17 protein-coding genes are annotated in these 21,326 nt (G+C 30.4%); 5 read left to right on the top strand and 12 right to left on the bottom strand.

The window, feature by feature from the left end; translation table 11 throughout:
- Positions 1-72: 72 nt before the first annotated feature.
- From INR78_RS00620 to INR78_RS00600, 5 genes are all read right to left on the bottom strand, one after another.
- Positions 73-1,842 (bottom strand): long-chain fatty acid--CoA ligase, encoded by a 1,770-nt coding sequence (locus INR78_RS00620; RefSeq protein ID WP_223077047.1) that lies wholly within the window; start codon positions 1,840-1,842, stop codon positions 73-75.
- A gap of 290 nt (positions 1,843-2,132) precedes the next feature.
- Positions 2,133-2,939, bottom strand: a complete 807-nt coding sequence (locus tag INR78_RS00615; protein ID WP_223077046.1) for an AraC family transcriptional regulator — start codon at positions 2,937-2,939, stop codon at positions 2,133-2,135.
- A gap of 68 nt (positions 2,940-3,007) precedes the next feature.
- Complete coding sequence (purL, locus tag INR78_RS00610; protein WP_223077045.1) at positions 3,008-6,682, bottom strand: phosphoribosylformylglycinamidine synthase; 3,675 nt, start codon at positions 6,680-6,682, stop codon at positions 3,008-3,010.
- Positions 6,683-6,844: 162 nt separating this feature from the next.
- Positions 6,845-8,698, bottom strand: a complete 1,854-nt coding sequence (locus tag INR78_RS00605) for an endonuclease (RefSeq protein ID WP_223077044.1) — start codon at positions 8,696-8,698, stop codon at positions 6,845-6,847.
- A gap of 25 nt (positions 8,699-8,723) precedes the next feature.
- Positions 8,724-9,935, bottom strand: coding sequence for an RsmB/NOP family class I SAM-dependent RNA methyltransferase (locus INR78_RS00600; RefSeq protein WP_223077043.1), 1,212 nt, complete (start codon positions 9,933-9,935; stop codon positions 8,724-8,726).
- A 106-nt stretch (positions 9,936-10,041) separates the two neighbouring features.
- Here INR78_RS00600 and INR78_RS00595 point away from each other — a divergent pair, with 106 nt between their 5' ends.
- Entirely contained in the window at positions 10,042-11,145 is a 1,104-nt protein-coding gene (locus tag INR78_RS00595; RefSeq protein WP_223077042.1) for an oxidoreductase, read from the top strand.
- A 32-nt stretch (positions 11,146-11,177) separates the two neighbouring features.
- Here INR78_RS00595 and INR78_RS00590 read toward each other — a convergent pair whose 3' ends face one another.
- The 7 genes from INR78_RS00590 to INR78_RS00560 all read right to left on the bottom strand — a co-directional run bounded on the left by INR78_RS00590 (position 11,178) and on the right by INR78_RS00560 (position 18,095).
- Complete coding sequence (locus INR78_RS00590; protein ID WP_223077041.1) at positions 11,178-11,642, bottom strand: hypothetical protein; 465 nt, start codon at positions 11,640-11,642, stop codon at positions 11,178-11,180.
- An 11-nt stretch (positions 11,643-11,653) separates the two neighbouring features.
- Positions 11,654-12,130, bottom strand: a complete 477-nt coding sequence (locus tag INR78_RS00585) for a hypothetical protein (RefSeq protein WP_223077040.1) — start codon at positions 12,128-12,130, stop codon at positions 11,654-11,656.
- Positions 12,131-12,163: 33 nt separating this feature from the next.
- Positions 12,164-12,709, bottom strand: a complete 546-nt coding sequence (locus INR78_RS00580; RefSeq protein ID WP_221184940.1) for an RNA polymerase sigma factor — start codon at positions 12,707-12,709, stop codon at positions 12,164-12,166.
- A gap of 233 nt (positions 12,710-12,942) precedes the next feature.
- Positions 12,943-14,793: an ABC transporter ATP-binding protein gene (locus tag INR78_RS00575; RefSeq protein WP_106676928.1), complete on the bottom strand. Its 1,851-nt coding sequence runs from the start codon at positions 14,791-14,793 to the stop codon at positions 12,943-12,945.
- On the bottom strand, positions 14,794-16,524 hold the full coding sequence (locus tag INR78_RS00570; protein ID WP_223077039.1) for a phospho-sugar mutase: 1,731 nt from the start codon (positions 16,522-16,524) through the stop codon (positions 14,794-14,796).
- A 51-nt stretch (positions 16,525-16,575) separates the two neighbouring features.
- Entirely contained in the window at positions 16,576-17,529 is a 954-nt protein-coding gene (locus INR78_RS00565) for a glycosyltransferase family 2 protein (protein WP_027878631.1), read from the bottom strand.
- A gap of 35 nt (positions 17,530-17,564) precedes the next feature.
- On the bottom strand, positions 17,565-18,095 hold the full coding sequence (locus INR78_RS00560) for a DUF4199 domain-containing protein (RefSeq protein ID WP_223077038.1): 531 nt from the start codon (positions 18,093-18,095) through the stop codon (positions 17,565-17,567).
- Between the two features lie 159 nt (positions 18,096-18,254).
- On the opposite strand from INR78_RS00560, the gene INR78_RS00555 reads away from it, so the two are divergent.
- The 4 genes from INR78_RS00555 to INR78_RS00540 all read left to right on the top strand — a co-directional run bounded on the left by INR78_RS00555 (position 18,255) and on the right by INR78_RS00540 (position 21,322).
- Positions 18,255-18,506 carry a type B 50S ribosomal protein L31 gene (locus INR78_RS00555; protein ID WP_027878633.1) on the top strand — a complete coding sequence of 84 codons (252 nt, stop codon included), beginning with the start codon at positions 18,255-18,257 and terminating at the stop codon, positions 18,504-18,506.
- A gap of 103 nt (positions 18,507-18,609) precedes the next feature.
- A complete protein-coding gene (locus INR78_RS00550) occupies positions 18,610-19,785 on the top strand; it encodes a GlmU family protein (RefSeq protein WP_223077037.1) in 1,176 nt (391 codons plus the stop codon).
- Between the two features lie 72 nt (positions 19,786-19,857).
- Complete coding sequence (locus INR78_RS00545) at positions 19,858-20,553, top strand: lysoplasmalogenase (RefSeq protein WP_223077036.1); 696 nt, start codon at positions 19,858-19,860, stop codon at positions 20,551-20,553.
- 79 nt (positions 20,554-20,632) lie between these two features.
- The gene (locus tag INR78_RS00540; RefSeq protein WP_223077035.1) at positions 20,633-21,322 is read left to right on the top strand and encodes a lysoplasmalogenase family protein; all 690 of its coding nucleotides are present in this window, start codon (positions 20,633-20,635) and stop codon (positions 21,320-21,322) included.
- The last annotated feature ends 4 nt before the right edge of the window (positions 21,323-21,326 follow it).

Here is a 21,326-nt window from a genome sequence, read left to right as displayed (position 1 = left end):
AAAAAGATTATGATATTAACAAAAAAAGCCATCTAAATTTTAGATGGCTTCTTATTTTGTATTAAAAAATGATTAATTATAAATTTTATCATAAAGATCTTTATAAATATTTTTAATGACGTCTCGTTTCATTTTCATGGTTGGTGTTAATTGTCCACCATCTACAGACCAAACATCTTGTGTAAGTTCAAAACGTTTTATTTGTTCCCATTTTCCGAAACTTTTATTGCAGTTGTCTATTTCTTTTTGGATACGGTCTATAACTATTTGTGATGTTGCAATTTCTTTATCTGATTTACCTATATGATTATGTTTTCTATCTATCCAATCTCTTAAAAATTCAAAATTAGGTTGAATAATAGCTGCTGGCATTTTTTCGCCTTCACCAACAACCATTGCTTGTTCTATAAATCTAGACTGTTTTAGGTCGTTTTCTAAAAGAGTAGGAATGACATATTTTCCTCCAGAGGTTTTAAACATTTCTTTTTTTCGCCCCGTAATTTTTAAGAAACCATCAGGGTCAATTTCACCTTTATCTCCTGTATGAAAATAGTCTCCTGTCATCACACTAGCCGTTTTTTCTGGATCTTTGTAGTAACCTTTCATTACGTTTGGTCCTTTAATTAGGATTTCGCCATCTTCTGCTATTTTTACATCTACATTTCTTATCGGTTTACCAACGGTACCAACCTTAAAATGATTTTCTCTGTACATGCCTACAGAAATAACAGGAGATGTTTCTGTTAATCCATATCCTTCCATAACCTTCATGCCTGCAGCACAAAATATACGTGTTAATCTTGGTGATAATGCTGCGCTACCAGATACCATAGTAGTTAACTCGCCACCTAAAGCAGCTCGCCATTTACTAAAGATTAATTTATTAGCTATTTTTAGTTTAAACTCGTACCAAGCACCATTTTTACCGTAAGGTTCCCATTGTTCTCCTAATTCTATAGCCCAATGAAAAAGTCTGCTTTTTATACCACTTAATTCTGTACCTTTTGCATAGATTTTGTCATAAACTTTTTCTAGCAGTCTAGGTACAACACTCATTAAATTTGGTTTAATATCCTGAGCGTTTTCTGCAATTTTATCTATTGCTTCTGCAAAATATATACTTGTTCCGGCATATTGATAAATGTAAATTAATACACGTTCAAATACATGACAAATTGGTAAAAAACTTAAAACTTTTGTTTGACCAGTTGAAATTGGTAATCGTGGTATACTGTCTAATACGTTACTAGTAATGTTATTATGACTTAGCATTACACCTTTTGGCTTACCTGTTGTACCAGAAGTGTATATTATTGTAGCTAAATCATCAGGTGTTACGGCATCTTTTCTAGCTTCAACTTCTGCTTGATTACTATTATCTTCTCCTAAATCAAAAAGTTCTGAATAGTGTTTACAGCCTTCAATATGATCAAAAGAGTAAACTTCTTTAAGTTTAGTTTTGTCTTTAACTTTGTTTATTTTTTCTAAAACTTCTTTATCTGAAACAAAGCAATATATAGATTCGCTATGATTTAAAACATACTCGTAATCTTCTGCAGATATAGTTGGATATATAGGAATATTTTGCGCACCAAGTTGTAATACGCCAATATCTACAATATTCCATTCTGTTCTGTTTGTAGAAGAAATTACTGCAATTTTATCGTTTTTATTTACACCTAATCTTAATAAAGCTCTACTTAAAGCATTAGCTTTATCTATATATTCTTTAGTTGAAGTCGCTTCCCATGTACCATTTTTTTTGGTAACTAAAGCAGCTTCTAGGTTATGTTTTTCAAGTTGATAATAAGGAAAATCGAAAAGTCGGGTTACTTCAATCATTATATTTAAATGAATTAAGGGGAATGCAAATTATGAAAAAATGATTTAAGGTTAACAAAAATTATTAAAATTTAAATAAAGCTTTCATTTTTTTGCCAAAAAAGGAGCTGTAATTAAACAGCTCCTTGCTAACTGATTGATAGCTTAAAATGATACTTTTAATATATTTATTTAATAACTAACTATTTTTAAATGAATCCCTTAACTTTCATTTAAATTAAACAAATAGTACCATTTGATAGCTAAAGTATTGAATTTATAATGAAACGGGATGTAAATTATCGTAAAAATTAAATTGTTAAATATTTTCTTATTAAAGAATTATCTCTTTTAACGTATTCTGAAGGTTTTATTTTCATAAATAGCTTAAAGTCACGATTAAAATGAGATAAATCATAATAATTATAAAATTCTAAAGCTTGATTAAAATCAATTTTATTACTCTCGTAAGCTTTCATTAAATGCCAAAACCTATAGAGTTTAATATATTTTAAAGGTGTTAAGCCAACTATTTTTTTAAATTGAATCTCTAGATTTTTTTGTGATATAGTAAGAAATTCTAAAAGTTCATCTACAGTAATTCTACCTTTTTTTTGATGAATCAAATCTACTGCAATATCAACATAATTAACATTCTTATTATCAATTTTGGGCAAGTCATACATTAAACTTTCAAAGTCTAAAGCAATTTCTTTAGCCGTTTTATCAGGATTAAACAACGGATTTATTTGTTCATAAAATTCATTACAAAACTCTGATAATGGAATATGAGAATCTGTTATAGAAGACATTTGTTTCCCTAATACCTTATGTAGCGTGGTAGCGCTAAAATTAGCAACAAAAACTCTAACAGGTTTTTTAGGTATAAACTGATAGGATCGGTAAGATTGACCAGATATAACAAGTCCTTTGTTAAAAAAGGACTTGTTATTAATTTTAATTTCATGTTTTACATCAGAGAAGAAATAGATAATATGACTTTGAGCTGTAGGCAATAAATCTACTACGTAAGGAAAGTCATTTTCTTCAATTTGTACTTCAACAAAAGAGCCAATAAGCTTGTTAGGCCTATGGCAATAAATTCTTTCAAACTTCATTTATAATACTTTACACACTTTTAAGTGAGTGAAATGTAATAAAAAAAGATTGAAATATTATACGGTTTTTAATTTTTTTTGTTTTCTATCCATTTTCTAGCTTTTACAAAAGCTTCTATCCAAGGGGAAACTTCATCTTTTCTGTTTTCTGGATAATTAGCCCAATTCCAAGGGAAAATAGAACGCTCTATATGTGGCATTGTTACTAAATGTCTTCCTGTTTTATCGCATAACATTGCTGTATTGTAATCAGAGCCATTAGGATTTGATGGGTAATCGTTGTAAGCATATTTAGCAACAATATCATAATTGTTCTCATCTTTTGGAAGGTTAAATTTACCTTCACCATGACTTATCCAAACACCTAAAGTACTTCCTGCTAGTGTTGAAAGCATTACTGAATTATTTTTTTGTACAACTACAGAAGTGAAAGAGCTTTCGTGTTTGTGTGAGTCGTTATGCACCATTTTTCCGTGATTTTCATGCTCTGGATTTATCAGTTCTAACTCCATAAATAATTGACAACCATTACAAATACCTACAGAAAGTGTATCTTCTCTTTCAAAGAAGTTTTTAATAGCTTTGTTAGCTTTGTCGTTATATTTAATTGCTCCAGCCCAACCTTTTGCAGAGCCTAAAACATCACTGTTAGAGAAACCTCCAACTGCACCTAAAAACTGAATATCTTCAAGTGTTTCGCGACCAGAAATTAAATCGGTCATATGTACATCTTTTACGTTAAAACCAGCTAAATACATCGCATTAGCCATTTCGCGTTCAGAGTTACTTCCTTTTTCTCTTAAAATAGCAGCTTTTGGTCTATCTGAAGATTGGTTTTTGTTGTAAAAACTTAATTCGCCAGTAAAATGTTTTGGGAAATAATAGTTTAGCGGTTGTTTTGCGTAGTTTTCAAAACGTGTTTTTGCCAATCCGTTAGCAGTTTGTTTTTGATCTAATAAATATGAAGTTTTGTACCACATGTCTCTTAGTCTAGAAACTGTCATTGTATAAACTTCATCATTATTTATGATACTTAATACATCGCTTGTGGTTGGTCTTCCTATGTTGAAAAATTCAATATTAGCATTACTTAAAACTGTTTCAATTGAATTATCAGAAGCTTGGAAAACTATTCCCGAATTTTCAGCAAATAATAACTTTACTGTGTCTTTTTCATTTAAAGCAGAAAGATCAAGTTCAGCTCCTAAATTGATATCTGCAAAGCACATTTCTAGTAAAGTAGTGATTAATCCACCAGAAGCAACATCATGTCCAGCAACAATTTTTTGATCTTTTATTAATTGTTGAATTGTATTAAATACCGTTTTTACATAACCAGCATCCTTAACGTTTGGTGCATCATTTCCTACTTTATTTAAGATTTGAGCAAAACTACTTCCGCCTAATTTAAATTGATCTTTTGATAAGTTGATATAGTATATATCTCCGCCATTTCTTCTTAAAACAGGCTCAATAACATTAGTGATATTATTACAATTTGCTGCAGCAGAAATAATAACTGTACCAGGAGAAATAACCTCTTGGTCAGGATACTTTTGCTTCATTGATAATGAATCTTTTCCTGTTGGAACATTTATGCCTAAGTCTATAGCAAATTCTGAAATTGCTTGAACAGCCTCATATAACCTAGCATCTTCGCCTTCATTTTTACAAGGCCACATCCAGTTTGCAGATAATGAAACCGATTGTAAACCATCTTTTAATGGTGCCCAAACAATGTTAGTTAAAGCTTCGGTAATACTATTGCGACTACCAGCAACTGGATTAATTAATCCTGAAATAGGCGAGTGACCTATTGATGTTGCAATACCTTCTTTGCCTTTAAAGTCTAATGCCATTACACCAACATTATTTAATGGTAATTGTAATGGTCCTGCACATTGTTGTTTAGCAACTTTACCACCAACACAACGGTCTACTTTATTGGTAAGCCAATCTTTACAAGCCACAGCTTCTAACTGTAATACTTGATCTAAATAATCGTAGATTTTGTCTTTATCGTAAGAGATTTCACTGTAATTTGCAGCTACAGTTTTATCTGTCATTATTGTTTTTGGAGAGCTTCCAAACATATCTTCTAAAGCTAAATCCATTGGTTTGTCACCATTAGTTTTAGATTCAAAAGTAAAACGGTTATCGTTTGTTACATCACCAACAGTGTACATTGGAGAGCGTTCTCGTTCTGCAATTTTATTTAAGGTTTCGATGTGTTTTTCGGCAATAACTAATCCCATTCGTTCTTGAGACTCGTTACCAATAATTTCTTTAGCAGAAAGTGTTGGATCACCAACAGGTAAGGCATCTAAGTCAATTTTTCCACCGGTGTCTTCAACTAATTCGCTTAAACAATTTAAATGTCCACCAGCACCATGATCGTGAATAGAAACAATGAAATTTTCATCACTTTCAACCATTCCGCGTACAGCGTTAGCCGCACGTTTTTGCATTTCTGGGTTAGAACGTTGTACAGCGTTAAGCTCTATTCCTGAAGAAAACTCACCTGTATCTGCAGAAGAAACTGCAGCTCCACCCATACCGATACGATAATTTTCTCCACCAAGAATTACAATTTTATCACCATTTTTAGGTGTGTCTTTTAATGCTTGATCTGCTTTACCGTAACCAATTCCGCCAGCTTGCATTATTACTTTATCAAAACCTAAAGCTTTTGCATCTTCTTGATGTTCAAAAGTTAAAACAGATCCGCAGATTAACGGTTGCCCAAATTTGTTACCAAAATCTGAAGCACCATTACTAGCTTTTATTAAAATATCCATTGGTGTTTGGTATAACCATTTACGTTCTGGAAACGCTTTTTCCCAAGGACGATTGTCTTCTAATCTAGAATATGAAGTCATGTAAACCGCTGTTCCGGCTAAAGGTAAAGAACCTTTTCCTCCAGCAAGTCTGTCTCTAATTTCTCCACCAGATCCTGTTGCAGCACCATTAAAAGGCTCGACAGTAGTAGGGAAGTTGTGTGTTTCTGCTTTAAGCGAAATAACAGATTCATAATCTTTAGTTTGATAAAAATCCGGAACATCTGCACGTTTTGGAGCAAATTGTTCAACTACTGGACCTTTTATAAAAGCCACGTTATCTTTGTAAGCAGAAACGATATCGTTTGGATTAGTTTCTGAAGTCTTTTTAATTAATTTGAAAAGAGATGTAGGCTTTTCTTCGCCATCAATAACGAATGTACCATTGAAGATTTTATGACGACAATGCTCGCTATTTACTTGAGAAAAACCAAACACTTCAGAGTCTGTTAATGGTCTTCCTATTTTTTTAGATACGCTTTCTAAATACTCAACTTCTTCATCACTTAAGGCTAAACCTTCTTGAGCGTTGTAAGCAGTTATGTCTTCTATGTTTTTAATGGCTTCTGGTTGAATGTTTATTGTGAAACTATCTTGATTTAAACCATTAAATTTCTCTGAAATCATAGGATCGTAATCCTTAAAATCTTGTGTGCAAGATTCAAATTCTTCAATTCTAATAATGCCATCAATACCCATGTTTTGAGTAATTTCTACAGCATTGGTACTCCATGGAGTAATCATTGCTGCACGCGGTCCAACAAAAAAAGCATCTAAGGATGCTTGTTCTATTTTAGGCTGGTTGCCAAATAACCACGTTAATTTATTGATAGTTTCAGTAGATAATTCTTTTGTTGCTTGAACAGCAAATACTTTACTGTTTTGGTTTCCGAAGAAATGAATCATTATTTCAGGAGTTTTGTGTTGTTTTTAAAACATCAAATTTACATCTTTTAGTTAGATTATTTTATTAAAAAGTGGTCATTTTTTTTTAGTTATTCACGTGGTTATTAACCATAAAAAAAGCGACATCTTGGTGTCGCTTTTTTTATTAACAAGTTAGATAACTTATTCTCTAATTAATTTTTTTGTAACATTACCATTACTAGTTTCTAGTTTAAGGATGTAAATTCCTTTTTTAAGATTGGATACATTAATTTTTTTGTTGGTTGTTGTTACCGTTCCGCTTAAAATTTTCTTACCTAAAATATCATAGATTTGATAGTTGGTTGTTGATTTTACGTCTGCGTTTAAAGTATTCCCTTTAATTGGATTAGGGTAGATTTTGAATGTTGATTTTTCAAAATTTAAAGTTGATAATGTAGGTTGCCCTAAATTATCACAAGTGTCTTCAGGATAACTATCCCATTCTGATAAACTAAAAGCAGTAGTAGGATTAGTAATAGTTGGCTTTCTAACTAAAGTAGTGTTTTGAGCAAAAGTAGAAGAGTTACCTTCTTCACCTATAATATCAATTAAAGTTCCGTTTTTAAACAAGCCAATAGCATCGTTACCGTTAAATCCTGTGATTGTATTATTGGTGTAATCTGCTTCAGATTCGCAACCTAAAGATAGTCCGCTGTTTACAATAACGTATACATCACCAGCAGCAATTGAAGCACCTGAAGGAAAAGAAATATCACTTCCAAAGCTATTACCGTTTGAGCCTAATCTTAAAGTGTAATTTGCTAATTGTATAGTTGAGTTTGTATAATTAGCAATTTCTAAAGCTTTATTAGTGCTGCTTCCTTCCATATATTCAGAAAAGAATAACTCGTTTATACCTGCTGGAACATTTGTTGTCATTTCACAATCTTGATTACTTACAGCAGAAGTATTTCCTGCTGCATCTAAAGCATAAATTGTAAAACAATAATTAGTTTCTGAAGCTAATCCAGTAACTGTAAAGCTAGTTACAGCAGTTGATGTATTTGTATAGAAAGAACCATCTACAAAAATATCATAGCTGGTAACAGCTACATCATCTGTAGAAGCTGTCCAAGTTAAATCTATTGAAGATACAGTAGCATTAGATGCTACTAAATTTGTTGGAGCAGTAGGTGCTGTGGTATCTGTTGAAGGATTCCAAATTAAATTAGCATAAGCTGGATTGTCTACAAATGGGTTACGATTACCTTGTGATAGATAAGCAGCATCATTTCGATCTATCTCAAATTGAGAAGGAGGATATGTATTATGCCAATCTAACATGGTGTTAATAAACCAAGTTTCATAAAATTGATCACTTGTTCCGTTTAATGGATTGTATTGAACTGTATGTGGATCCCAACCTGAGTCGTCCCAATTGTCTTCGTATCTTACTGCAAAATATAACATTGCACGTGCAACATAACCTTTAAATTCGTTTATAGGTTCAAAACACCTTCCTGTGTAACCATAATTATTTCCTGTTCCCCATTTAGAACCATTACTGTAAGATGTATTAGTACTTGTTACTACACCAAATGGGTAATTACTACGTCCATTATTTACAAAACCATCTGTAGGTATTACGTGATGGATATCTGATACCATTGGAAGGTTGTCTGAATTATTAAAAAATCCTTGAGGAAATAAATGCTCTCTATTATAGCATTGTCCTTCTGCGGTGTACGATCCACCACATTGGTCTGAAACAGAATGGTTATAATTATAAGTATCTGATTGTGAAGGTTTTTCTGTGTAAATATCTAATACAGAGCCATCGTTTTCATAATAGTTATCGGTATCTGTTAATGCATATTCTTGATATAGATTATCATAACTATTACTATTCCAGGTATGACCATTTGTTATGATAACTTTTAATTGTGTTTTTAAAGTGTAACCAGTACCTGTTGCTGTACTGTAATATCCTGCAGGAACTTGAGCAAAGCCAAAAGATGTAGTTAATAAGGCTATTAAAATGTAAATTTGTTTCATTTAGTTTTAATTTTGGGAGAATAATTTATTTTCTTTTTAATAAAGCCATGTAAAATCCGTCAAATCCAGACTCATGAGCTAATACTTTTTTGTCTTTAACAAATGTAAATTCTTTTCCTTCTTCTGAAGCTAAGAATTTGTTAACCTGTTCTTGGTTTTCTGATGGTAAAATAGAACATGTAGCATAAACTAATTGTCCGCCAGATTTTACCATTTTAGAATACGAACTTAAAATTTCGGCTTGCGTGTTTTTAATTCGGTCTAAAAATTCTGGTTCTAATTTCCATTTAGCATCAGGATTTCTTCTTAAAACGCCTAAACCAGAACAAGGCGCGTCAATTAAAACACGGTCTGCTTGGTCATGTAATTTTTTAATGACTTTAGTCGAATCTATATGTCTAGGTTCAATATTATGCGCGCCATTACGCTTTGCACGACGCTTTAATTCTTTCAACTTATTTGCATAAATATCTAAAGCAATTATTTGTCCTTTATTTTGCATAATAGAAGCTAGGTGTAATGTTTTACCGCCAGCACCAGCACAAGTATCTACTACACGCATACCTGGTTCTACCTGCAAAAAGTTTGCCACTAATTGAGATGATGCATCTTGAACTTCAAATAATCCATCTTTAAAAGCTTCGGTAGAAAACACATTAGCACGTTCTTTTAAACGTAATGCATCAGGATAATCTTTTAAAGTTTCGGTGTCTATATCTAAGTCAAAAAGAATATTTTGAAGCTTTTCTTTAGTCGTTTTTAAGGTGTTTACTCTTAAAATAACATCTGCTTGCTCGTTAAGGGCTTGGATTTCTTTAGTCCATTTGGCTTCTCCAAGTTCTTTTACAGCAATATTGTCGATCCAATCTGGAATAGATTCTTTAATTTTTCTAATTTTAGAAAGCTCGTCAAAACGTCCTTTAATTTTTCGTGTTGGCGTGTTTTCAAAATATTTCCAATCTGGTAATTTAATACCTTTTAAAGTTGCCCAAACCGCAAACATACGCCAAATATCATCTCTGCTAAAAGGTTCTTTTACGTTAGCAATTTCTGCATATAAACGCTTCCAACGTACGATGTCGTAAGTGGTTTCGGCTACAAAAGCACGATCACGACTTCCCCAACGTTTGTCTCTTTTTAAAAGTTGTTGTACTACTTTGTCTGCGTATTGACCTTCGTTAAATATTTGAAGTAAACCATCTACGGTTGCAAAACATAAGTTTCTGTGTAAGCGCATATTTTAAAATTTAAAAGCAGACAAAGTTAAGGTTTATATGTGGATTTTGAATGACTTTGTTAAATATTTCAATTTGCTTTTCTATTTTTATTAAAAATTATTAACGATGAAATTATTCCTTCAGTTTATTATAGCCTTCATGTCTCTACTAATTGTCTTTAGTTGTAAATCTTTAAAAGATGAAAGTCGTACTGAAAAGGAAGTTAAAAAATTTATTTCAGTTGAAATTGAAACTTTAATTGAAGATTCTACCTTAAATGTTAGAGCTTTGGAATATTTCGATACTAATAAATCCTTTGGTTTTTTGACTTCAACAGGTAATCTTGGAGCAATACTAACAAGAGATAATGAATATGATAATAATGAAATTAATAAAGTAGTGTATCCAACTTTTGTAGATAGTACTAATTCAAAATTAAATTTTAGATCTTTAGCTTTAGTAAATAATTTAGGTTTTGCATTAAGTATTGGTAATCCAGCATTGCTATATCGAATAGATTCTGAAGGAGCAATAGATTTGGTCTACCAAGAAAATCACCCAAAAGCGTTTTACGATTCTATGGAATTTTGGAATGACCAAGAAGGCATTGCAATTGGTGATCCTACTGATGACTGTATGAGTATAATTATTACCAGAGATGGAGGAGACACTTGGACTAAATTGTCTTGTGAAGATTTACCAAAAGCTAATGAAGGTGAAGCAGCATTTGCAGCAAGTGATACAAACATTGCTATAGTAGGCGATAAGACTTGGGTTGCTACAGGAGGAAAATCTAGCAGAATTTTATTTTCGGCAGATAAAGGAAAAACTTGGGATGTTTTTGATACGCCAATTATACAAGGAAAAGAAACTACCGGAATGTATAGTATAGATTTTTATGATGAAAACCATGGTTTTGCAATTGGTGGCGATTATACAGATGCAGATGCTAATCAAAATAATAAAATAGAGACTAATGATGGCGGAAAAACATGGCAAGTTGTTGCAGATGGAAGTGGACCAGGTTACCGTAGTTGTGTGCAATATGTACCAAACAGCAATGCACAACAATTAGTCGCGATAGGTTTTAAAGGTATAGATTACAGTGCAGATGCAGGACAAACCTGGAAGCATCTAAGCGATGAAGGTTTTTATACATTAAGATTTTTAAACGATAGTACTGCTTACGCAGCAGGAAACGGTCGAATTAGTAAATTAAGTTTTAAATAAAAAAAAGCAGCCATTTGGCTGCTTTTTTATGTTTAGTCTTTTCGTGCTTCTCGATGTCTACCTCTATATTCTTCAATCATTTTGCGCTTAAACGAGTGTTCTGCTCTATAAAGAGTTATAATTTTTTTAGCAGGTAAAAACTTTAATAAATCATTAATATACTTGTTTTCAAGATCATTTCTTTTCTTTTCATTTTCAATCATATCAAAAAGCAGTTTTTTAGCCTCATTTTCTGATAGATTTTCGGCTTTTTTTTCTTTTCTTCTTTCAACAGAAAATTTTCTTAAAGCATCTTTCTCTTCTTCATGAGCATTGTAAATTGGCCAAAAGTTTTCGGCTTCTTTTTTTGTTAAATCTAGCTGCTCTGTGATATGAGCTACTTTAAGGGCTTTTAATTTCTCACTTATTTTTTTTGTGTAACCTTTTTCTTTTTCTAATTGGGCAAAGGTGCTTATAGAAATAAATAATAAGATTATAGTAAATATTTTATTTTTCATGTGTTAAGTTTTTATTCGTCTAAAAAATCTTCTAAATCAATATCGTCTAAATAGTTATCTATAGAAATGCCGTTATAGTCAATAAAATCTGTTTGTGATAATTGATCGGTGTTTATTAGGTTTCTAATATCATTAAGTTCAACTTCATTTAAAATGTAAGCTTCGACAGTTTCTGTGTCTAAGTTGTCAAAAGTGACTTGTGTTTTAAAAGGATTTAAATTAAAAAATAAAACAAACATTGCTGCAATACTGGCTACTGTAATTATAGTTTTTTTGTTGAATAGATTAATTACTTTAGGTTGTTTGGCTTTATTTAATAGGTTATCCTCGATGGTTTCAAAATAATTATCGGGTACTTTAAAACCGGAGTTTTTATCTATTTTTTCTGAACTAATTTGAGACATAATTTGGTCTTCAATAGTATTAAAATAGTTATCTGGTGTTTTAAAACCAGTTTGTTTGATGTTATTTAAGTTTTCTTTTTTCATTTCAATATTTAGACACTTTTTTTAAATAAAGGTTTAATCTTGAGTTAAGTAGGTTTCAATTTTTTTTACGGCAATGTGGTATGATGCTTTTAAAGCACCTTCGCTGGTTTCTAAAATTTCAGATATTTCGCTGTATTTTAAATCTTGAAAGTATTTCATATTGAATACTAGTTGTTGTTTTTCTGGTAGCGTGGCTATTGCTTTTTGTAATTGTAATTGAATTTCTTCTCCTTCAAAATATACGTCACTTTCCAGATTGTTAATTGCTAAGCTATTAGCTTCTTCATTATTTAAATTTAGTCTTTTTGCGTTTTTTTTAAGATGTGTTAAGGCTTCATTTGTTGCAATTCTGTATAGCCAAGAATATAATTTACTTTCTCCTTTAAAGTTATCTATGTTTTTAAAAACTTTGATAAACGTGTTTTGTAAGACATCGTCTGCATCGTCATGGGATTTTACTATATGTCTAATATGCCAATATAATCGCTCCTTATAAAGCGAAATAAGCTTTTTAAACGCATGATTTTTTTGATCTTGCGATTGTAATTGAGCTATTAATTGGTTTTCGTCTATTATCATATAATTTGTTAGACTATATTTTATTTACATGGTTTAATTGCTTGACAGAATTTAGATTTTTTTAACTAAAGATTAGTTGTTTTTAGTATGGACTAATCGATATAGCATTTTTTTTAATATTTTAAATGCAATTAGTTTGCCATAATATTTGTGCTATTAGTCGTCCCCAAATTTAATAATGAATAAAAAAAGGATAAACATTTGTTTATCCTTTTTGTTTATTTAGAGTTTTGTTAGTCAAAGCTTTGCATTTCTACTAACCTTTTGTACATACCATTTTTAGCTAACAACTCTTGATGTGTACCTTGTTCTACAATTTCGCCTCTTTGCATAACTACAATGTTATCTGCATTTTGTATAGTAGATAATCTATGTGCTATGACTATAGATGTTCTGTTTTTCATCATGTTTTCTAAAGCTTCTTGTACTAGCTTTTCGCTTTCTGTGTCTAGTGCAGAAGTAGCTTCGTCAAGAATCATAATAGGTGGGTTTTTAAGTACAGCTCTTGCAATACTTAAACGTTGTTTTTGTCCGCCAGAAAGCTTGTTACCAGCATCACCAACATTAGTTTCTATTCCTTCTGGTAGGTCGTTTACAAATTCCCAAGCATTTGCCACTTTTAATGCATCAATTACTTCTGCATCGGTTGCATCTGCCTTACCTAATAGTATATTATTTTTTATAGAATCGTTAAATAATACCGAATCTTGTGTGACTAATCCAATTAGGTGTCTTAAAGCGTCTAATTTAACTTCTTTAATATTGGTGTTATCGATTAAAATTTCTCCTTTATTTATATCATAAAAACGAGTAAGTAAATTTGCTATAGTACTTTTACCACTTCCAGATTGACCAACTAACGCTACTGTTTTTCCTTTTTCTACTTTTAAATTAAAGTTTTTAAGAACGAGATCTTTATTGTTATAAGAAAAGTCAATATTATTAACTTCTATAGCATTGTTTAAATCATTTAAATCTACAGGGTTTTTAGATTTGTAAAAATTATCTTCTTGGTCTATAAGTTCAAAAACTCGATCTGCTGCTGCTAATCCATTTTTTACAGCGTAAGAGGCTTTAGATATTGCTTTTGCAGGCGTTAAAATGTTATAGGCTAATCCCATGTAAGCTAAAAACTCTGATGCTAAAAGTACTGGTTGACCATTAGGTAGTTTTTCTATTAAAACCATTCTACCTCCATACCAAAGTAGAGCGCCAATAGTTAAGATACCTAAAAACTCACTTAAAGGTGAAGCTAAATTGTTTTTGTTACCTATAGAAACTCTTAGCTTAAAAATTCTATTAATAGAATCGAAAAAAGTGGATTTAACCTTTGATTGAGCGTTGTAGCTTTGTATTACTTTAAGTCCACTTAGACTTTCTTCAACTAAAGAAATAAAAAATCCAGATTCCTTCTGAGCTCTTGTGGATTTTGATTTTAAACTTTTACCTATTTTGGATATAATAAATCCAGATATAGGAATAAAAATAAAAACAAATAGTGTTAGCTTAACACTTATTTTAAGCATTATAGCAATTGTAAATATGATGGTTAAAGGTTCTCTTACTATAAGTTCGAAAATGAGGAAAAATGAGTTTTGTAACTCTCCTATATCACCAAGCATTCTAGCCATTACATCTCCTTTTCTTTTTTCTGAATAATAAGAAATAGGTAATGATAGAATTTTATCAAACATTTTTATTCTTAAGTCTTTTAAAACTCCATTTTTAAAATATGTAAGGTTATATGCAGCTAAATAGTTAAATAGGTTTTTTAATAAAAAAGTAATAATAACTATAGATATAACTAGTAGTAATGCAAATTGAGGACCTTTTTGTTCTGTTAATTCAGAAATGTAATAGTACAGCAATTCCTTACCATAACTTGTAATTTCTAAAAACGAAGTATATACAGGTTTTTTGATGTTTGTTTTAGTCTCGTCAAATAAAACTTGCATCATTGGTATTAATGCTACAAATGATAACGAACTAAAGAGAGCAAAAAGAACATTAAATATTACGTTAGATACTATGTTTTTTTTATAAGCTTTTGCGTAGGGAATTATTTTTTTTAGGCTTTTATCCATTTAATTAAGTTGCATATCATTTATGATAGCGTCTATTTTTGCTTCCAATTTTTGTTCCGTTATAGTGAAATCTGACACATTGTCTAAAGTAGTATTTACACTAATGTAAAATTTAATTTTAGGTTCGGTACCACTTGGTCTTAATGCTATTTTACTACCATCTTCTGTGTAATAAATTAGTACGTTAGATTTTGGAATTTCTATCGTTTCTGTAGTGTTGTTAGTTAGGTTTTTAGCTTCAGATAATTGATAGTCTTCAATACGTATAACTTTAGACCCGTTAACTTCTGTTAAAGGATTTTCTCTAGCGTCAATCATCATTTGTTTAATTTGTTGCGCGCCTTCAATTCCTTTTTTGGTCATTGATATAAGTCGTTCTTTATAAAAACCGTGTTCTAGATACAGATTTATAAGTTCTTTGTAAAAACTACTGTTTTTTCCTTTGGCTTGTGCTGCAATTTCAATCGCTAAAAGGGAAGAGGTAACAGCATCTTTATCTCTTACAAAGTCGCCAACCATAAATCCAAAACTTTCTTCGCCACCACCAATAAAGTCTAAGTCCGGAAAGTCCTTAATCATCTTAGCAATCCATTTAAAACCAGTTAGTCCGACTTTGCATTCTACATTATAAGCTTGTCCTAAAACAGACATCATTGGTGTAGATACTATTGTACTACCGATAAATTGATTGCCGTTAATTTTGTTATTGTTTTTCCATTGCTTTAAAAGAAAATCTGTCATTAAGACCATGGTTTGATTTCCGTTTAAAAGCGTCATTTTATTATCAAGATCTCTTACTGCAATACCTAATCTATCACTGTCAGGATCTGTCCCAATAACAATGTCTGCATTAACTTTTTCTGCTAATTCTAAAGCCATTTTTAAAGCTTCAGGTTCTTCTGGGTTAGGCGAAACTACCGTAGGAAAGTCTCCATTTGGTTCGCGTTGTTCTTCTACAATATGTACATTTTTATAACCAGCACGTTTTAATGTCTCTGGAATGGTTGTTATTGATGTACCGTGTAAAGACGTAAACACAATATTTAAGTTATCTTTTGCATCTTGACTTGTGTTAAAACTTCCGTTTTTAACAGATGCGTTTATAAATACATCATCTACATCTTGACCTATGTATTGAATATTTTCTTCTTTTGCTTCAAAGTTAATTTCTGAATATTCAAGGTTATTTATTTCTTGAATAATTTCGGCATCTTGTGGCGGAACTAATTGTCCTCCATCTTGCCAATATACTTTGTAACCGTTATATTCTGGCGGGTTGTGTGATGCGGTAAGTACAATTCCACAATGACAATTTAGATGTTTTAAAGTGAAAGAAAGCTCTGGTGTAGGACGCAAATCTTCAAATAAAAACACTTTAATATTATTTGCCGAAAATACATCTGCAACTACTTTTGCTAGTGTTTTACTATTATGTCTACAATCAAAAGCAATAGCTACTTTTAAGTCTTGATTAGGAAAACTTTTATGTAAATAATTGCTTAAGCCTTGTGTGTTTTTTCCGAGTGTATATTTGTTGATACGATTTGTGCCAATACCCATAACGCCACGCATACCACCTGTACCAAATTCTAAATCTTTATAAAAACTTTCCTTTAATTCTTCTGGTTTTAAAGCAATTAAATCTTTTATGTAATCTTGTGTTTTTTTATCGAAAGTTGGTGTTAACCAAGTGTTGACACGTTCTAAAAGTTCTGGGTCAATATATCTCATAACGTAAATAAATTATATACAAAAGTAAGCATTTACAAAATGCTAAAGTTTTTACTCTTTTAAATTTAAAGATTCTTTAATTAAATAGCGTTTTTTGTTTGCGTTTTGACGTAAAATAATTTCTCCTAAAAAACCAGCTATAAAAAACTGAGATCCTAAAATCATTGTTGTAAGTGAAATGTAAAATTGAGGTCGTTGTGTAATTAATCTTCCTGTTGGATTAAAAAATAGCTTATCAATACCTAAATATACAGCAAAACCAAAACCAACAATAAACATAATAACACCTAAAGCACCAAATAAGTGCATAGGTCTTTTTCCAAATCTAGATATAAACCAAATGGTTATTAAGTCTAAAAAACCGTTAATAAAACGGTCCATACCAAATTTAGTTTCTCCATATTTTCTGGCTTGATGTTGTACGACTTTTTCACCAATTTTGGTAAAGCCAGCATTTTTAGCAAGTACAGGTATGTAACGGTGCATCTCGCCATTAACGTCTATGTTTTTTACTACGTTTTTATTGTAGGCTTTTAGTCCGCAATTAAAGTCATTTAATTTAACACCAGATGTTTTTCTTGCAGCCCAATTAAAAAGCTTAGAAGGTAAGTTTTTGGTAAATTTATTATCAAAACGTTTCTTTTTCCAACCAGAAACAAGGTCAAATTTTTGTTTAGTAATTAAGTTGTAAAGTTCTGGTATTTCTTCTGGATTGTCTTGTAAATCTGCATCCATAGTGATTATTACATCACCTTTAGCTTGGGCAAAGCCTGCATGTAATGCTTGAGATTTTCCAAAGTTTTTTAAAAATCTAATTCCTTTTACATTTTTATCTTGCTCTTTTAAAGTGCAAATGGTTTGCCAGGATTGGTCTGTGCTACCATCGTCTATAAAAAGAATTTCATAAGAAAAACCATTGGATTTCATGACTGATGAAATCCAATGGTGTAACTCTGTTAAAGATTCTTGTTCGTTAAGTAGTGGTATGACTACTGATATATCCATAATTCAACTTGAAAATTATTTCAAATATAGAATTATTATGCGTTATCATCAGATTTTTTCATGATTAATGCAGCTATTAAACCAATTATACTAAATATAACAAGTTGGATAACTAAAGACTGTAATACACTACCAATACTAAATTGGTTTGGTTGTTCACGCATTTTTTCAACGGTTTCAACAATTGATTCTTCTGGTGCATTCCAGTTTCTCATCATTTCTGCTGTTCCTTCAATAGTTTTTTCCTTTAAAGTTATAGCAGCATCAGGATCAATAACATTGAAAAGAACTATGGCTACCACGCTAGCAACAATTAATCCAATTAATACCGTTATGAAGTAAGATGTAAAAGCTTCTTTAAATGATATAAAACCATTTTGAGCCTTTTTAGAGTTTACTATAGATATAATACCAAAAATAATAATAGCTAAAAGCATTGCTATTCCTACAAATGGATTTGTTAGTAATTCAAGATTAACAGCATACGATACAACGTATACAACAGCGATAAAAAGCCCTAAATACAATCCATAATTAGATGCAATAGATTTAATAGTTTTTTCCATAATATTTTGATTTAAGTTAGTATTTGTAAGTTAGTATAATTTTACAACAAATTGTTACATAAAAAATGAAATAAAAAATTTTGATAAATTTGTTGTTGATTTGTAAAAAATGCTTAAATTTGCACCTCGAATTTAGTAAAGACACAAAAGCATTAAGCGATGAAAAAAGGTATACATCCAGAAAATTATAGATTAGTAGCATTTAAAGACATGTCTAATGAAGATGTTTTTATAACAAAATCTACTGCAAATACTAATGAAACTTTAGAAGTTGATGGTGTTGAGTATCCATTAATTAAAATGGAAATTTCTAGAACATCTCACCCTTTTTACACTGGTAAGACTAAATTAATTGATACAGCTGGACGTATCGATAAATTCAAAAACAAATACGCTAAATTTAAAAAATAAGTTTAGACGCAATCATATATTAAAAGCCTTTCAATATTTTTTGAAAGGCTTTTTTGTTACCTCTAATTAAGCTATTTTTATACTTTAATCATTAAAAGTTACCATGAATTATATTCTATTTGACGGACCAGTAAGAAACCAATTACTACCATTTACATATACAAGACCAGTTGCAGATATACGCGTAGGTATTTTGACCATTAGAGAAAAATGGGAACAGTATCTTAAAACAACCACAACTACTGTAACCGAAGATTATTTGTCGGACAAATATCCCATGGTAGAAATGGAAGAAAATATTATGCTTAATGCGTCATATTTACCAAACCCAGAATTAATAGAATTAATAATTGGTCTTGAAAAAAATCAAGCAATTTTTAAAGATGAAGACGTTATTGCTTTTTTTACTACAGAAGCCGAAGAGGATATAGATTTTGATAAGTTTGAAGCGATAGAATTTGACAACGATATACTACAAATAGAGCATACTTGGGATATTTTTTCTAAAAACGGAGAAGCGATACAACAAGATTTTGATTTATTGACTAATGACCGTACATCGCAACCAATACCATTAAGTAATAACGTAATTGCACCAGAAAATATATTTATAGAAGAAGGCGCTAAGCTAGAATTTACAACATTAAACGCTAGTTCTGGACCAATTTATATTGGTAAAAATGCCGAAATTATGGAAGGCTCAATCATTAGAGGTCCGTTAGCTTTGTGTGATAATGCTACTATTAAATTAGGAGCTAAAATTTACGGTCCTACTACCATTGGTCCATTTTCTAAAGTAGGAGGAGAAGTTAATAACAGTGTACTATTTGGGTATTCTAATAAAGGACACGATGGGTTTTTAGGTAACTCTGTTTTAGGCGAATGGTGTAATCTTGGTGCAGATAGTAATAATTCTAATTTAAAAAATAACTATGCAGAAGTAAGACTTTGGGATTATGATACCGAGCGTTTTGCTAGAACTGGACTTCAGTTTTGTGGTTTAATGATGGGTGATCATAGTAAATGTGGCATAAATACAATGTTTAACACAGGAACAGTTGTAGGTGTCAATGCTAATATTTTTGGAAGTGGCTTCCCAAGAAATTTTGTACCAAGCTATAGTTGGGGCGGAGCATCTGGGTTTTCTACATATTTAACTAAAAAAGCTTTTGAAGTAGCAGAAGTAGTAATGTCTAGAAGAAATATAGAGTTTACATTACAAGATAAAGCTATTTTAGAACATGTTTTTGAAATTACAAAAAAATATAGAAAAGACTAAGATTATCTAAAAATTTTGCATTTAATAAAAAAGTATTTTAATATTGGATATACTTAAAACTGCCCCAAGTTTATGAAACTAATATTTAAGGATGTAAAGTTATTTACTTTGCTATACTTTTTAGTATTTATTATTGATACTTTTATTAAAAATTCTCAGTTTCGTTTCCCTTTTAGATATATTTCTAAGACACTTTTAATCTTAATTTTACTACTATTTTATATAGTTAATCAAAAAGAAAAAAGTGTATTTAATTACAGATTAGTACTATTAGCTTTATTTAGTTTTATTATTGGAGATTTAGTTTTAGTAGGAGAAAATACTACAAAATCTTTTGCTATTGGAGGTGTTTTTTTTGGGATAGCAAAAGCATTTTATATTGTTAGATTTAGAAATAAAAAAGACTTTTATATAAAAAATCTACTCCCTTTTTTGCTGTTTTGCTTTATTTACATGAGCTTGATGATGAATTTTATTTACAGTAAATTAGGCTTATATTTTATACCTACTTTAATATACTTATTTGTGGTACTATTGCTAGGTCAAATAGCTTATTTAAGAAAAAATGAAGTGAATAATTTAAGCTATTATTTGGTCTTAATAGGTGTTTTATTCTCTATGGTATCCGATAGTATAGCCTTTTTAAAATCTTTTTATGATCCAAGCTTTTTTTATCATAAGTATACAATTATGCTCTTCTATAGTTTATCACAATATCTAATTGTTTTAGGTATACTAAAAGAAAATAACACTCTAGTAACTAGTTGATTATTGTTTGTTTTTAGTTTTAAATTATTGTGATAGCCGTATAATTATTCTATATTGCAAACGCTATTTGTAATAATTTATGACAGCTTTTGTAAATATTAAATATTTTACTTTCGTTTATTTCTTTATATTATTCTTAGATATAATTTTTAAAAATATATCTGATTTTTTTTATGTAAGAATTTTTACAAAATTATCTTTACTTACATTACTTATTGTTTTTTTCTTTCAACATAATAAACCAATTAAGCTATTAAAAGATAAAATTTTTTTAGCAGGTTTGTTTGCTTTTCTTTTGGGAGATTTTTTTCTAATTTTCTATGAATATGAGACAATATACCTTACGGGTTTATTCTGTTTTATGTTAGGTAAAATAGCTTACACAGTAAGGTTTTCTAATCAAAAAGACTTTAAAATTAAAAGGTTATTTCCTTTTCTAACTATCCTTTTTATATATATTGTCTTTATTGCTACTTTAGTTTTTGACAATTTAGGAGACTTCTTTATACCTGTTTTACTTTATTTTTTTGTGTCTATGTTAATCTTCTTATTTGCTTATCTAAGGTATGATGTAGTAAATAGTTTAAGTTTTTATTTAGTTTTTGCAGGTGTTGTATGTAGTGTGTTTTCAGATTCTATATCGGTATTACAATCGTTTTACAATCAAAACTTTGGTCTTAATCAGTATTCTGTAATGTTATTTTACGGATTATTTCAATATCTTGTAGTGCTTGGTATAATAAAAGAGACGGTTTTAATTAATGAATAAAGTA

This window comes from Mesoflavibacter sp. SCSIO 43206 (assembly GCF_019904215.1).
GTDB classification, from domain to species: Bacteria; Bacteroidota; Bacteroidia; order Flavobacteriales; family Flavobacteriaceae; genus Mesoflavibacter; species Mesoflavibacter zeaxanthinifaciens.
Note: the sequence above shows the minus strand (reverse complement) of the source record. Positions and strands in the feature narration are given on the sequence as shown.